12 protein-coding genes are annotated in these 14,158 nt (G+C 70.2%); 3 read left to right on the forward strand and 9 right to left on the reverse strand.

Translation table 11 applies throughout. The annotated features are described in order from the left end of the window. Positions 1 to 6 precede the first annotated feature (6 nt). Positions 7 to 2,454: a ribonuclease R gene (rnr, locus tag VKQ35_RS21630; RefSeq protein ID WP_324365026.1), complete on the reverse strand. Its 2,448-nt coding sequence runs from the start codon at positions 2,452 to 2,454 to the stop codon at positions 7 to 9. 162 nt (positions 2,455 to 2,616) lie between these two features. On the opposite strand from rnr, the gene VKQ35_RS21635 reads away from it, so the two are divergent. After that, on the forward strand, positions 2,617 to 3,552 hold the full coding sequence (locus VKQ35_RS21635) for a hypothetical protein (protein WP_324365028.1): 936 nt from the start codon (positions 2,617 to 2,619) through the stop codon (positions 3,550 to 3,552). 10 nt (positions 3,553 to 3,562) lie between these two features. Here the strand turns inward: VKQ35_RS21635 and VKQ35_RS21640 are convergent, their stop codons facing one another. The 7 genes from VKQ35_RS21640 to VKQ35_RS21670 form a co-directional block, all read right to left on the reverse strand. Further along, entirely contained in the window at positions 3,563 to 4,366 is an 804-nt protein-coding gene (locus tag VKQ35_RS21640) for a lipid II flippase Amj family protein (protein ID WP_324365030.1), read from the reverse strand. Positions 4,367 to 4,370: 4 nt separating this feature from the next. After that, on the reverse strand, positions 4,371 to 5,171 hold the full coding sequence (locus VKQ35_RS21645) for an alpha/beta hydrolase (RefSeq protein ID WP_324365032.1): 801 nt from the start codon (positions 5,169 to 5,171) through the stop codon (positions 4,371 to 4,373). Positions 5,172 to 5,293: 122 nt separating this feature from the next. Further along, positions 5,294 to 7,915, reverse strand: a complete 2,622-nt coding sequence (gene topA / locus VKQ35_RS21650) for a type I DNA topoisomerase (RefSeq protein ID WP_324365034.1) — start codon at positions 7,913 to 7,915, stop codon at positions 5,294 to 5,296. Between the two features lie 231 nt (positions 7,916 to 8,146). Beyond that, positions 8,147 to 8,434: a hypothetical protein gene (locus tag VKQ35_RS21655; protein ID WP_324365036.1), complete on the reverse strand. Its 288-nt coding sequence runs from the start codon at positions 8,432 to 8,434 to the stop codon at positions 8,147 to 8,149. A 90-nt stretch (positions 8,435 to 8,524) separates the two neighbouring features. After that, positions 8,525 to 9,613 carry a DNA-processing protein DprA gene (dprA, locus tag VKQ35_RS21660; protein ID WP_324365038.1) on the reverse strand — a complete coding sequence of 363 codons (1,089 nt, stop codon included), beginning with the start codon at positions 9,611 to 9,613 and terminating at the stop codon, positions 8,525 to 8,527. After that, entirely contained in the window at positions 9,610 to 10,245 is a 636-nt protein-coding gene (gene plsY / locus VKQ35_RS21665; protein WP_324365040.1) for a glycerol-3-phosphate 1-O-acyltransferase PlsY, read from the reverse strand. Before plsY ends, dprA begins: the two co-directional genes overlap by 4 nt. Positions 10,246 to 10,278: 33 nt before the next feature. Beyond that, positions 10,279 to 10,581: a winged helix-turn-helix domain-containing protein gene (locus VKQ35_RS21670; RefSeq protein ID WP_324365042.1), complete on the reverse strand. Its 303-nt coding sequence runs from the start codon at positions 10,579 to 10,581 to the stop codon at positions 10,279 to 10,281. Between the two features lie 56 nt (positions 10,582 to 10,637). Here VKQ35_RS21670 and VKQ35_RS21675 point away from each other — a divergent pair, with 56 nt between their 5' ends. Both VKQ35_RS21675 and VKQ35_RS21680 read left to right on the forward strand, forming a co-directional pair. After that, positions 10,638 to 11,021 (forward strand): cupin domain-containing protein, encoded by a 384-nt coding sequence (locus tag VKQ35_RS21675; RefSeq protein ID WP_324365044.1) that lies wholly within the window; start codon positions 10,638 to 10,640, stop codon positions 11,019 to 11,021. A 133-nt stretch (positions 11,022 to 11,154) separates the two neighbouring features. Further along, positions 11,155 to 12,855 carry a class I adenylate-forming enzyme family protein gene (locus tag VKQ35_RS21680; RefSeq protein WP_324365045.1) on the forward strand — a complete coding sequence of 567 codons (1,701 nt, stop codon included), beginning with the start codon at positions 11,155 to 11,157 and terminating at the stop codon, positions 12,853 to 12,855. Here the strand turns inward: VKQ35_RS21680 and pyrC are convergent. Then, positions 12,852 to 14,141 (reverse strand): dihydroorotase, encoded by a 1,290-nt coding sequence (pyrC, locus tag VKQ35_RS21685; protein WP_324365047.1) that lies wholly within the window; start codon positions 14,139 to 14,141, stop codon positions 12,852 to 12,854. The two genes, VKQ35_RS21680 and pyrC, sit on opposite strands and share 4 nt — an antisense overlap. Positions 14,142 to 14,158 lie beyond the last annotated feature (17 nt).

The raw sequence follows: 14,158 nt of genomic DNA on the forward strand, positions 1-14,158 counted from the left end.
CCTCGTTTAGCGCCGGGGCCCGCCCTTCTTGCCGGTGCGGATGTTCTTCGGCCGGCCCTGCGGCCCGCGCTTGGGGCCGCGGAAGCCGCCGCCGGGTTTCGGCCCGCCGCCGCCCGGCCGGTGGTCGCCGCGGGCTCGCATGCCCAGGCGGGGCCGGGGCGCGGTCGGGTTGGCCGCCAGCGGCTCGCTGACCATGCCGAACAAGAGGCCGCCGGTGATCGGGGTGGCCTCCATCAGCTTGACGGTCACCGTCATGCCCAGCGGCCAGCGCGCGCCGGTGCGCTCGCCCACCAGGGCGTGGCTCTTGTCGTCGTGCACGAAGTACTCGCCGCCCAGCTTGGAGACCGGGACCAGGCCGTCGGCGCCGGTCTCGTCCAGCCGCACGAACAGGCCAAAGCGCGTGACGCCGGTGATCCTTCCGTCGAACTCCGCGCCGACCCGGTCGGCCAGGAAGGCGGCCACATAGCGGTCGGTGGCGTCGCGCTCGGCGGCCATGGCGCGGCGCTCGGCGAAGGTGATGCTCTCAGCGGTGTCCTTCATCTTCTGGATATCGCGCTCGCTCAGCCCGTCGGAGCCAAGGCCGAGCGCGGTGATCAGCCCGCGATGGACGATCAGGTCGGCGTAGCGGCGGATCGGCGAGGTGAAGTGGGCGTACTTCGCCAGGTTCAGGCCAAAGTGGCCGATGTTCTCCGTCGAATAGATCGCCTGCATCTGGGTGCGCAGCACCACCTCGTTGACGATGTCGGCGTGTTCCGTGCCCCGCGTCTCGTTCAACAGCTTGTTGAAGCGGTCGGTGCGCGGCGCCTCGCCCTTCGACCAGGCGATGTCCAGCGTCTGCAGGAAGTCGGCCAGCGCCTGGACCTTCTCGGCGCTCGGCGTGTCGTGGATGCGGTAGATCAGCGGCGTGCGCTTGGCTTCCAGCGTTTCCGCCGCCGAGACATTGGCCTGGATCATCATCTCCTCGATCAGCTTGTGGGCCTCGAGGCTGGCGCGGGGCGTGATCGAGGCGACCTCGCCGTCCTTGGAGATGACGATGCGCCGCTCAGCGCTTTCGATGGCCAGCGGCGAGCGGGCGTCGCGGCCCTTCTTCAGCACCGCATAGGCCGCGTAGAGCGGCGCGATGATCGTCTTGGCGATCGGGCCGGTCTTGTCGTCCGGCGCGCCGTCGGCGGCCGCCTGGGCCTGCTCGTAGGAGAGCTTGGCGGCCGAGCGCATCAGGCCGCGGACGAACCTGTGGCTGCGTTTGCGGCCGTCGGCGCCGAAGACCATGCGCACAGCCATGCAGGCGCGGTTCTCGCCTTCCCGCAGGCTGCAGAGGCCGTTCGAGAGCACTTCGGGGAGCATGGGCTCCACGCGGTCGGGGAAATAGACGCTGTTGGCCTTCTCGCGCGCCGTCTCGTCCAGCGCCGAGTTGGGCCGCACGTAGGCGGCGACGTCTGCGATGGCCACCCAGACGATCCAGCCGCCGGGGTTCTTCTCGTCGGTGTCGGGCTCGGCGTAGACCGCGTCGTCGTGGTCGCGGGCGTCGGCCGGGTCGATGGTGATGAAGGGGACGTCGCGCAGGTCCTCGCGACCGCTCAGCGTCGGCGGTTGGGCGGCGGCGGCTTCGGCCTCGGCGGCGGGCGAAAAGCCGGTCGGGATGCCGTGGGCATGGATGGCCAGCAGGGAGGCGGCGCGCGGCTCGTCCTCGCGGCCGATGACCTCCAGGAGCTTGCCGCGCTTGGGCCCGAAACGGGTCTCGGCGGCGGTGGCCTGGGCCAGCACCAGATCGCCGTCGCGCAGTTCCTGGGCCGTGGGGTCGGTCAGCAGCAGCGTGTCCTTGGACCGGCGGTCCACCGGCTCGACCCGCACCTCGCGATGGGACTTGCGGATGACGCCCAGGATGCGTTGCGCGCCGGCGCCCAGCGACTTGATCAGCCGCGCCTCGTGTTCGCCGCTCTCCAGCTTCACGAAGCGGACCAGCAGGCGGTCGCCGAGGCCCGGTGCGGGCCCAACGTCGCCCTTGCGGGCCGGGGCCAGGGCCACCAGCGGGGCGTCTTCGCCCTTGGTCAGCTTGACCAAGAGGTCGCCGTCGGCGTCGCGTTCGATCACGTCGACGACGCCGACCTCGGGCAGGGCGCCAACCTCGGCGAAGCCGCGCCGGCCGCGTTTGGCGAGCGCGCCGTCCTCCTGCAGGGTCTGCAGCATCTGGCGCAATGCCCGGCGCTCCTCGCCCTTCAGGCCGAAGACCTTGGCCAGCGTCGCCTTGTCGGTCTCGCCGCCTTCACGGATGTACTTGAGCAGGGTGTCGCGGTCGGGGATGCCGCGTTGCGGCCGTGGCGCGCCCTTGGACGCGGACTTGTGTGCGGATTTCTTGGGATGATGGGCGGCCGGCTTGGCCGCGGAAGCGTCGGCGCTCTTGCCGGCGGGGTTGTTCTGGAAACGTGAGCCCTTGGGGGCGCGTGTCTTAGGCATAGGGGGTGCTTAGCACCTTTCGGTAGCGATCTTCAGGATCGGAATGGAAGGATCAAATAAGGCCGGCGTCGCGGCGGTCGATGGACCGGCTGCGCGGTTCGCGGCAATCTTCGGCGCACAAGGGCGCGAGGGTCATATAGGCGCTCAGAGGGGAAACACCTAATGGCGAAGCGGAAATCGAATCCGACGCTCGCGCTGGTCTTCGTCGGGCTGGTGGTGGTGATGGGCGCGGCCGCGGTCTGGCTGTTCCTGCGCGGAGGGTCTTCCGGCGGGGCTGGGCCGGCTGTGGCGACCGCCGCGCCGCCGCTGCCCACAGGCAAGCTTGAGGAACTGGAGTCCCACCTGGCCCAGGCGCGCTACCTCGCGCCGGACGCCACGGCGAAGACCGGGACCACCGCCCAGGCCACGGTGCTGCTGGTCGGGACCGGTCCCAAGGCGATCAACGACCGCTACGCCTTCCAGGTGAAGCGCGAGACCATCGACTGCGCCGCGCATTCGATCCGCGACGAGATGGCCGGGGAGTACGACAGCGCGGGCAAGCTGGTGAACAGCGAGATCCTGACGAGCACGGTCGGCCGCGCCGCCGACGGCCTGGACGCCGAGGTCGCGGCGGTCTGCGCCGCCGCGCCGCCGACCGGCCTGCGCGTGGCGCAGGGCTACAAGGCCGCCCAGCGCGACGTGCAGTCGCCACCCGACAACCTGATCGCCCAGGCCGACGCCAGTCCGAAGGATCCCGACCTTGCCGCCTGGGTCTGCGCGGCCGGCGCCCGGGGCCGCTGGAACCCGTCGCTGCCCAAGCAGTGCGACCACGCCGTGGCGCTGAACCCGGCTTCGGCGGCGGTGATCGTCGACCGGGGCTTCCTGAAGCTGGTGCTGGGCAAGAACCCCGCCGCCGACGCCGACTTCCAGAAGGCGGCGCTGATCGATCCGCTAAGCGCCGGCGGCCTCTTCGGCCACAGCCTGGTGATGGCGATGCGCGGCGACCTCGCCGGGGCCCGCAAGGTCCGCGATCGGGCCCTCGACCTCGATCCGAAAGTCGCCGACTGGATCGAGCAGACCTACCGCTTCCAGATCACCGACCAGTATCGCGGCCGCTAGCTCGGCCCGGCTAGATCGAGCGGGCGATCACCGCGATGGCCGCCGCGGCCGGCAGCAGCATGATCTGCGCCAGCAGGGTCCCGGCCACCCGGCTCGCCGACAGCCAGACCACCGCGCGGCGGAAGCTCGCCTCGCTGGTGCGCCCATCCATCACGTCGTCAGTCATCACCGACAGGTGCGGGTCGATGAACACGAACAGCAGGATGGTCGCCACCCCGTTGATCACCGACGAGAGGCTGACCGCCGTCACCCGAAACCGTGGGTCCAGATAGCCGGCGTAGAGCGCCGCGAAGACCCCCACCGTTAGGAGGGTCTGGGCGCCGATGTTCAGCAGGATGACGCTGACCGGCACGCCGACCTCCCGGCGCAGGCCCGTCAGGTGGCTGACCGAGGGGACGGTCACCGAGTCGCGGATGTAGGAGAGCCCGCCGCGGGCAAAGCCGTGCAGCAGCAGCTTGGGCAGCGAACGGTGGACCTGGAAGTGCTGCACCGCGCGGCTGAAGATCCGCTGGAAGGTTGGGACAGACAGGGCGCCCGCCACCGCCGCAACCGTCGCTGACATCAGCAGCCAGCGGAAATCGCCCAGCAGATGCCCGCCGGCCCCCTGCGCCAAGCTGAGTTCGATCCGCTTGCCGAGGAACGGACCCTGGAAGGAGTTGGAGGCCCGCGAGATCAGGATCAGCACGTTGAAAAGCGCGAAGGAGACCGCGATCCGCCGGGTCCTGACGCCGGCGATCCGCGCGGCATAGGCCAGCGCCCCGATCAGGTGGATGACGAAGGTCAGCGCGCAGAGCAGGGCGAGTTGGGCGTCCATGGCGTCAGCGCTCCGTCAGGAAATCGGCCATGGCCGGCGCGGCCGTGCGGTCCTGGATGATGAACAGGTGGCCGCCTTCGAACCACTGCAGCTTCGCGCCCGGAATACGCGCCGCCATCTTCTCCTGCGTGGCCGGGAGCGCGATGCCATCGAAGCGGCCCGCCGCGACCATGGTCGGGCAGGCGATGCTCGGCAGCCGGTCCCAGGTGTCATGCGCGGCGCGGGCTTCGAGCTGGCGATGCGCGCCCGTGGCGTGGCCGGGCTCGTCGGCATAGGGGTCCGCCGCGCCCATGGCGACGAAGAGCGCGTACTGATCCGGGTTGGCGGCGGCCCAGGCCTCGTCGCGGCGCGTGTCGCTGATCGGGATCATGTGGCGGCCGCGGGCTTCGCCCTTCAGGTGCTCGATTTCGTGGAAGGGGAAGGACGCGCCGCCCGCGCCGCCGGGCGAGGTGCAGGCCAGCACCAGGCGCTTCACCCGCTCCGGATGCCGGATCGCCAGCTCCTGGGCCACCATCCCGCCGAACGAGACCCCGATCACCGCGGCCTCATCCCAGCCCTGGGTCGCCATCAGGGCCGCGGCGTCATCGGCGTAGTCGGCCATGGAATAGGGCAGGTCGGGCTTCTGCGATTGTCCCAGGCCCCGCTGGTCGTAGGCCAAGAGGTCGAACCGCTTCGCCAAGGGCCCGTCGAACACGTTGGGCTTGTTGCGCAGGTCGCCGCCGGTGCCGGAGATGAACAGCAGTGGCGGGCCATCGCCGGCGCGCTCGTAGTACAGCTTCAGGCCGTTGGCGGTCGTGAAGGGCATTTCAAACTCCGCTCATCCCGGCGGCAGCCGGGACCCAAGCTGAGTCCGCGATTGATCATCGCGGTCGGCGTGTCTGCAAGTCCGCTTGGATCCCGGCTTTCGAAGGGACGAGCGGAAAAGGGTTAGGCCGAGGCCTTTTTCTTCGCCGCCGGCTTCTTCTTCGCAGCGGGTTTCTTCTTGGCCGGCGCCTTGGCGCCCGCCGCCGCAGACTTCGGCGCCGCCTTGGCCTTGGCGGCGCGGGCGGGCTTGCGCTTGCCGCCACCCTTGGCCGCGCGTTCGGCCAGCAGCAGGACCGCCTGTTCCAGGGTCACGTCCAGCGGATCTGTGCCGCGCGGCACGTTGGCGTTGGTCGCGCCGTGCTTGATGTAGGGGCCGTAGCGGCCGGACAGCACCTTCACCGGCGCGCCGTCCGCCGGGTGGGCGCCCAGGTCCTTCAGCGCCGCGGTCTCGCCGCGCCCGCCGCGGGCGCCCGAGCGCTTCTCGGCCAGCAGGGTCACCGCGCGGTTCAGCCCGACCTCGAACACCTCGTCGGCGCCCTGCAGGTTGGCGTAGGTGCCCGCGTGCAGCACGAAGGGTCCAAAGCGGCCGATGCCGGCCAGGATCGGCTGCTGATCCTCCGGGTGCAGGCCCACCTCGCGCGGCAGGCGCAGCAGGCGCAGGCCCTTCTCCAGGTCCATGTCCGGCGCCGACCAGCCCTTTGGCAGGCTTGAGCGCTTTGGCTTCTCGCCGTCGCCCAGCTGGACGTAGGCGCCGAAGCGGCCGGACTTCAGGAAGACGGTCATGCCGGTGACGTCGTCGACGCCCAGCTCGCGGTCGCCAGACGGGCTCTCGCCGTCCTCCTTCTCGCCGATCGGCCGGGTGTAGCGGCATTCCGGATAGTTGGAGCAGCCGACGAAGGGCCCGAACCGGCTGGTCTTCATGCTGAGCCGCCCCGATCCGCAGGTCGGGCAGACCCGCACGTCGGAGCCATCGGCCTTCGGCGGATAGAGGAAGGGCGCCAGGGCCTCGTCGAGCGTGTCCAGCACCGAGCGGGTGGTGAGGCCCAGGATCTCCTCGGTCTTCGGATGGAAGTCCTTCCAGAACTCGCGCAGCAGGACCTTCCAGTCGAGGTCGCCGGCCGAGACCAGGTCGAGCTTCTCTTCCAGGCCCGCGGTGAAGTCGTACTCGACGTACTTCTTGAAGAATTCCTCCAGGAAGATGGTCACCAGGCGGCCCTTGTCCTCGGGCACGAACCGGTTCTTGTCCATCCGCACATAGGCGCGGTCGCGCAGCACGGTCAGCACCGAGGCGTAGGTCGAGGGCCGCCCGATGCCGAGCTCCTCCATCTTCTTGACCAGGCTCGCTTCCGAATAGCGCGGCGGCGGCTCGGTGAAGTGCTGGTCGGCGCGGGTGGCGATGGTCTTGGCCGCTGCGCCCTGCGTCACCGCCGGCAGCTTGGAGACGGCTTCCTCGTCAGCGTCATCGCGGCCTTCCTCGTAGACCGCCAGGTAGCCGTCGAAGAGGGTGACGTCGCCGCTCGCCCGCAGCGCCGTTTTGCCGTCGCTGCTTTCCAGGTCGATGGTCGTGCGCTCGATCCGCGCGCTCTCCATCTGGGACGCGATCATCCGCTTCCAGATCAGTTCGTAGAGCCGCCCCAGATCCGGCTCCAGGCGCAGCTTGCCGGGGTTGCGGGCGAGGCTGGTGGGGCGGATCGCCTCGTGCGCCTCCTGGGCGTTCTTCGCCTTGGTGGAATAGATCCGCGCCTTCTCCGGCACATAGTCGCGGCCATAGAGGCCGCCGATCACGTCGCGGGCCTCGTCGAGCGCTTCGGGGGCCGTCTGGACGCCGTCGGTCCGCATGTAGGTGATCAAGCCGACGGTCTCGCCGCCGATGTCGATGCCCTCGTAGAGCTTCTGCGCCGCCTGCATGGTCCGCTGCGCGTTGAAGCCGAGCTTGCGAGCCGCCTCCTGCTGCAGGGTCGAGGTGGTGAAGGGCGGCGGCGGCGAACGCCGGGCCGGCTTCTTTTCGACGGCGGCGACGGTGAAGCTGGCGGCCTTGACCGCATCGCGGGCGGCGAAGGCGGCGGTTTCGTTGCCCAGGTCGAACTTGGTGAGGCGCTTGCCCTCATGCTTGGTCAGGCGCGCCAGGAAGGGATCGCCGCCGGCCGAGACGTCGGCTTCGACGGTCCAGTATTCCTGGGTGTTGAAATTCTCGATTTCGATTTCGCGGTCGACCACGAGCCGCAGGGCCACCGACTGCACGCGGCCGGCCGAGCGCGACCCCGGCAGCTTGCGCCACAGGACCGGCGAGAGCGTGAAGCCCACCAGATAGTCCAGCGCGCGGCGCGCCAGGTAGGCGTCGACCAGCTCCATGTCGATGTCACGCGGCGCCTTCATGGCCTCGGTGACCGCGGTCTTGGTGATCGCGTTGAAGGTGACCCGCTGCACGGCGACCCCGTTCAGCGCCTTCTTCTTCTTCAGCACCTCCAGCACGTGCCAGGAGATCGCCTCGCCCTCGCGGTCGGGGTCGGTGGCGAGGATCAGGGTCTTGGCGCCCTTCAGCGCGGCCACGATGTCGGCCAGCCGCTTGGCGGCCTTGGCGTCGACTTCCCAGCTCATGTCGAAGTCGTCGTCGGGGCGGACCGAGCCGTCCTTGGCCGGCAGGTCGCGCACGTGGCCGTAGGAGGCCAGCACCTTATAGTCAGAGCCCAGGTACTTGTTGATGGGCTTGGCCTTGCCCGGGCTTTCGACGACGACGATGTTCATCTGTGCGGGGTCTGACGTTCCATGGCCGCGCCGCCCAGCGTCGCCGGGGGCTGTAAAGGACGCGGAAAGTGGGGTTGGCCCCTAGGGCCTGTCAACGGGGCTTAAACGCCCCGCCGCGCGAGCCCCCTAAAGGGGCTCTTTTTTTCGAGGCTTGGGTACGAGGCGGGCGCGAAAGGGCCGGCGCCCCGGGAAAGAGCGCCGGCCCAGTCGTCTCTGTGTCCGAGTCGGCGATCAGCCGGCGGGCGGCGGCGGCCGCTGCGGCATCTTCGACATGGCGTCCTTGCAGGGCGCGCTGACCTTGTCGGCCGAGCCGCGCAGGCACTGCATCATTTCGCGGCCCTGCTTGCCGTCGCAGAGCGACTTCATGTCGGCCGAGCAGGCCTGCATCATGGCCTGACGTGCGGCCTGCATTTCCGGCGAGGGGCCCTGCCCACCACCGCCGCCGCCGGCCGGCTGCTGGGCGAAGGCCGCGCCGGCGAGGGCCAGCGTGGAAAGAGCGATTGCGATCCTGAGCTTCATAGAGGTGGTCTCCGACTTGGTTTTTGAGGCTTCACGTTAGCCCCGGTCCCTACCGCAAATATTTCAGCGGCTTGCGGTCGGATTGCGGCGTTAGCTGGACGAGACCATGCCGCCGGGCTGCAACTCGCAGCGCCCGGCCAGGGACAATTCCACCAGGGCGGCGAACACCGCGGCCGGCGCGGCGCCGGTGGCGCGGACGATCTCGTCGCGGGAGACCGGGGTCGGTGAGAGCAGGGCGGCGACGGCCTCACGCAGGCGATCGTCTGGGTCGTTGGCCGGCAGGCCGTCATAGGCGCCGCGTTCGGGTTCCCGGAAGCCGCGCAGGCCCTCCAGGGCGCGCAGCACATCCTCCGCGCCTTCGCAGAGCGCCGCGCCCTGGCGGATCAGGTCGTTGGTCCCCTTGGCGCGCGGGTCGAGCGGCGAGCCTGGGACCGCCAGCACCTCGCGCCCCTGTTCGGCCGCGAGCCTGGCGGTGATCAGCGAGCCGGAGCGCATCTCGGCCTCCACCACCACGACAGCGCGGCAGAGCCCGGAGATGATCCGGTTGCGGCGTGGGAAGTCGCGGGCCACGGCGGCCCGGCCGGGCTCGCTCTCCGAGACCACGCAGCCGGCGTCCACGATGCGCGCGTAGAGGTCGCGGTGCTCCGGCGGATAGATGTCGTCCACCCCGCCGCCGAGCACGGCCACCGTGCCGGTGGGCAGACCGCCCTCGTGCGCGGCGGCGTCGATGCCGCGCGCCAGGCCCGAGACGATGACCTGGCCGCTCTGGCCCAGTTCGCTGGCCAGGCCGCGGGCGAACCGTTGGCCTGCGGCGGACGCCACCCGCGCGCCGACGATGGCGACGCTGGTGCGATCGAGCATCTCCACCCGGCCTCGCGCCCAGATCAGCGGCGGCGGCGGATCGAGCGCCGCGAGCGCCTTGGGAAAGGCGGTCTCGCAGGAGGCGATCAGCGTCGCGCCGAGCTTGCCGCCATCCGCCAGTTCCTTGTCGACGGCGGCCTCGCTCGCCAGCGCGATGCGCCGTCCGCCGCGTTGCGCGAGATCAGGGAGGGCGGCCAGCGCGCGCGCCGCCGTCCCGAACCGCTGGATCAGCTGGTCGAAGGTGACCGGCCCGACGTTCTCGGTGCGCGCCAGCCGCAGCCAGTCGCGGCGCTCGGCGTCCGACAGGCTGCCGCTCACGAGCCGCTCTTCTTACCGCCGATCCGCGGCTCTTCGCCCTTCAGCAGGCGGCGGATGTTGGGGAGGTGCCGGATATAGATCAGCACGGCCATGACCGTGGCCAGACCCGCGACCGCCGGGCGATGCAGTAGGAGCGCCGCGATGGGCGCCACGAGCGCCGCCGTCAGCGCCGCCAGCGAGGAGATGCGGAAGAGGAAGGCCATGGCGATCCAGGTCGCTCCCCCGATCAGCCCCACCGGCCAGGCTGCCGCCAGCAGGGTGCCGAAGAAGGTCGCCACGCCCTTGCCGCCCTTGAAGCCGAGCCACACCGGGAACAGATGGCCAAAAAAGGCCGCGCCGCCGGCCAGGCAGGTGAGCACGCCCTGCGCCGCGTCGCTTAAGCTCCGCGTGGCGAGCCATGCGACCAGCACGGCCAGCGCCCCCTTGCCGCCGTCGCCCAGCAGGGTCAGCGCCGCCAGGTCGCGCCGCCCGCTCCTGAGCACGTTGGTCGCCCCGATGTTGCCCGAGCCGATGGCGCGCGGATCGCCCGCGCCAGCCGCCTTCATCACGATCACCCCGAACGGGATCGAGCCCAGCAGGTATCCGCCCACGACCGCGGCGCCGAGCTGGATGGTGGTGAGGCCTTCGAACATGGACGCTTCCCCCGAGGCCGGGAGTCGTAGCGCCTAGACCTCCGCCGCGAAAGTCGCCTTGAGCGCGGCGATCTTGGCCTCGTTCCGCCGGTAGAAGGTCCACTGCTTGATCCGCTTGGGGATCACCAGTTCGGCGGCCACCAGGATGCGCATGTGCTCGCTGAGCGTCGGTTGGCTCACCTGCAGCTTCTCGGCGATCAGCAGGCCGCAGACGCCGTCGTCGACCAGATCGCCGTCCACCTGCTCGCGGAAATGGGCGCGCGGGGCCTTCAGCCAATCCAAGATCAGCAGGCGGCGGTCGTTTCCCAGCGCTTTCAGGGCGTCGACAATAGGCATATTGCCAGATGGCTAAGTGGCGATACAGTTCGTCCTGATTAGAGGGAGCCGCGCCGATGGACAAGCCAGAGAGCCTTTCAGACGACCGCTACGACATCGAGACCCAGGCCCTCTATGAGCCCCTGCAGCACATCGACGTCGGCGCGCTCGCCGCCGCCCAGACGCCCTGGTGGAACCGCACGCTCTGCCAGGTCAACGACGCGGTGGTCCGCCTGGCGGTGATCGAGGGCGAGTTCCACTGGCACAAGCACGATGAGGAGGACGAGTTCTTCTACGTCGTCTCCGGCCACCTTGACATCGACCTGGAGGGCAAGACCGTCGGCCTGGCACCGGACCAGGGCTTCACCGTGCCCAAGGGCGTCCTGCACCGCACCCGCGCGCCCCGCCGGACCGTCATGCTGATGGTCGAGAAAGCCGGCGTGGTCCCGACAGGGGACTGAGGCTCCGGGCTGCCGCCACGTCATCCGGCGAAATCGCCGACATGGGCTTTCTTTCGCCACCGCCCTTCGCCTATGGGAGGGGGCAATCGGCCGTAAGAGCCGCAAGTCGTGGCGAAACGCAGTCGAGGGTAGGATGCACTACGCGGAACTAAATCAGGCCTGGGCCGATCTGACGGCGCCCGGCGCGCCGTTCGAGATCGCCGAGATCGAGGTGCGCGGCGCCCGGCTGAAGTCGTTCAAGAACGCGCCGCCCAATATCCGCGCCCTCTGGCTCTCCACGGCCGCCTTCGCCGAGCGCGACTACCTGGTCTATGGCGACGAACGGATCACCTATGGCGAGGCGCACCGCCAGGTGGCCTCGATCGCCAACTGGCTGATGAGCGTCGGCGTGAAGCCCGGCGACCGCATCGCCATCGCCATGCGCAACTATCCGGAGTGGATGCTGATCTACTGGGCCGGAGTCAGCATCGGCGTCGCCGTGGTCGGCATGAACGCCTGGTGGACCGCCACCGAGATGGCCTACGGCCTGGACGACGCCAAACCCAAGGTGCTGTTCGCCGACGCCGAGCGCATCGCGCGCCTGGCCGAACAGCCCGGCATGCTGGGCGACGCCGTCCTCGTCGCCGTGCGCGCCGACAACGCGCCCGCTGGTTCGACCGCCTGGGCCGAGGTCGGGGCGTTTGGCGGCGAACTGCCGGACGTGGAGGTCGATCCCGACGCCGACGCCTGCATCTTCTACACCTCCGGCACCACCGGCTTTCCGAAGGGCGCGCAGCTCACCCACCGGGGCTGCGTCTCCAACCTGTTCAACATGGTCTTCCAGGGCCAGGCTCAGGCCTTGGCCACGGCCATGGCCACCGGCGTCGCCATTGACCCGAACGCGCCGGCGCCGATCCCGGCGACCCTGATCACCACGCCGCTGTTCCACGTCACCGCCAACAACTGCTCGGGCTACGCCACCACGGCGGGCGGCGGCAAGATGGTGCTGATGTACCGCTGGGACGCCACCGAAGCCCTGGAGCTGATCCAGCGCGAGCGGATTTCGGCGGTCAGCGGCGTGCCGGTGATGGCGCGCGAACTGGTCACCCACCCGGATTTCGCCAAGTATGACACCTCCAGCCTGCTGACCGTCGGCGGCGGCGGCGCTCAGCTGCAGCCGGACCTGGTCTCGAAGATCGACTCCGCGGTCGCCACCGCCCGGCCCAACACCGGCTACGGCATGACCGAGACCTGCGGCATCATCACCGCGGTGGCCGGCGACTTCTTCATCGACAAGCCGGCCAGCTGCGGCCGCGCCATGCCGACCTTCGACGTTCGCATCGTCGGCGAGGACGGCGAGACGCTCGGCCCCGGCCAGTCGGGCGAGCTGTGGGTCAAGGGCGCGCCGGTGATCAAGGGCTACATCAACCGCCCGGAAGCCACGGCCGAGAGCATCACCGACGGCTGGCTGCACACCGGCGACGTGGCCTATATGGACGCCGACGGCTTCCTGTTTCTGGTCGACCGCAAGAAGGACATGGTCCTGCGCGGCGGCGAGAACATCTACTGCGCCGAGGTCGAGGCGGTGCTGCACCAGCACGACGGCGTCGCCGAATGCAGCGTCTTCGGCGTCGCCGACGACCGCCTGGGCGAGGAAGTGGGCGCAGCCGTGGTCATGCGGCCGGGCCAGAACGTCAGCGCCGCGGACCTGCGCGAGCACTGCGCCGCGCTGACCGCGAAGCACAAGATCCCGCGCTACATCTGGATCCTCGACACGCCCTTGCCCCGCAACGCCAGCGGCAAGTTCCTGCGCCGCGAACTGCGCGATAGCCTGAAGCCCGAGGCGGCGGCCTAGCCCCCGAACACCGTCCGCCCGTCCACCACGGTCCGCAGCACCTTGCCCTGCAGGCGCCGGCCGTCGAAGGGCGAGTTCTTGGATTTCGAGACCAGCTTGTCGGCGTCGATCAGGATCGGCGCGTTGAGGTCGCAGAGCACCAGATCGGCCGGGGCGCCCTTGGCGAGGCGCCCCTGCGGCAGGCCCAGGAGGTCGGCGGGCGCGCAGGTCACCGTGCGGATCAGGTCGATCAGCGGAATGCGGCCTTCATGGTGGAAGGTCAGCAGGGCGGGCAGCAGGGTCTGCAGGCCGACGGCGCCGGGCGCCGCCTCGTCATAGGGCAGGCGTTTGTCCTCGGCCGGGGCCGGCGCATGCGCGCTGACCACGATCTCGATCAGGCCGGCGGCCACCGCCTCGATCACCGCCTGGCGGTCGTCCTCGCTGCGCAGCGGCGGCTCGACCTTGCAGAAGGTGCGGTAGTCGCCGATGTCGATCTCGTTGAACGACAGGTGGTTGATCGAGGTCGTGGCGGTCACCGGCAGGCCCCTGGCGCGGGCGCGGCGGAAGCTCTCGATGGCGTCGGCGGTGGTCAGCTGGTCGACCAGCAGGCGGGCCCCGGTCAGCTCCACCAGCGCCAGATCCCGCTCCAGCATGATCTTCTCGGCGATGGCCGGGGCGCCGGGCAGGCCCATGCGCGAGGCGAACTCGCCCTCGCTGGCCGCCGCGCCGGCGCAGAGCCACGGGTCGGCCGGGCGGTGCGCCACCAGCACCCCGAACGCCTTGGCGTAGGAGAGCACGCGCCGCAGCACCTTGGAATCGACGATCGGCCGGTCGGCGTCGGTGATGTAGAGGCAGCCGGCCTCGGCCATCAGCCCGATCTCGGCCATCCGCTCGCCCTGCGCGCCCTTGGTGGCGGCGCCGGCCGGGTAGACCTTCACCAGCTCGATGTCGCGGGCGCGGCGCAGAATGAAGTCCACCACCGAGGGCTCGTCGACCGCCGGGTGGGTGTCCGGCTGGACGACCATCGAGGTGACGCCGCCCGCCGCCGCCGCCAGGGCCGCCGACTTCAGGGTCTCCTTGGTTTCCGATCCCGGCTCCCCGGTCTTGACGCGGATGTCCACCAGGCCCGGCAGCAGCATCGCGCCCCGGCCGTCGATCACCTCGACGTCCTTGGCGAGCGCCTTAGGGTCGCCCGCCTGCACCACGTCAGCGATGACGCCCTCAGCCACGACCACGCTGCCCGGCCCATCGTAACCGCTGGCGGGGTCGACCAGCCGGACGTTGACGAAGGCCGTCACCCCGCTCATGCCACTTCGCTCCCTTC

Source organism: Phenylobacterium sp. (genome assembly GCF_035309685.1).
Lineage (GTDB): Bacteria > Pseudomonadota > Alphaproteobacteria > Caulobacterales > Caulobacteraceae > Phenylobacterium.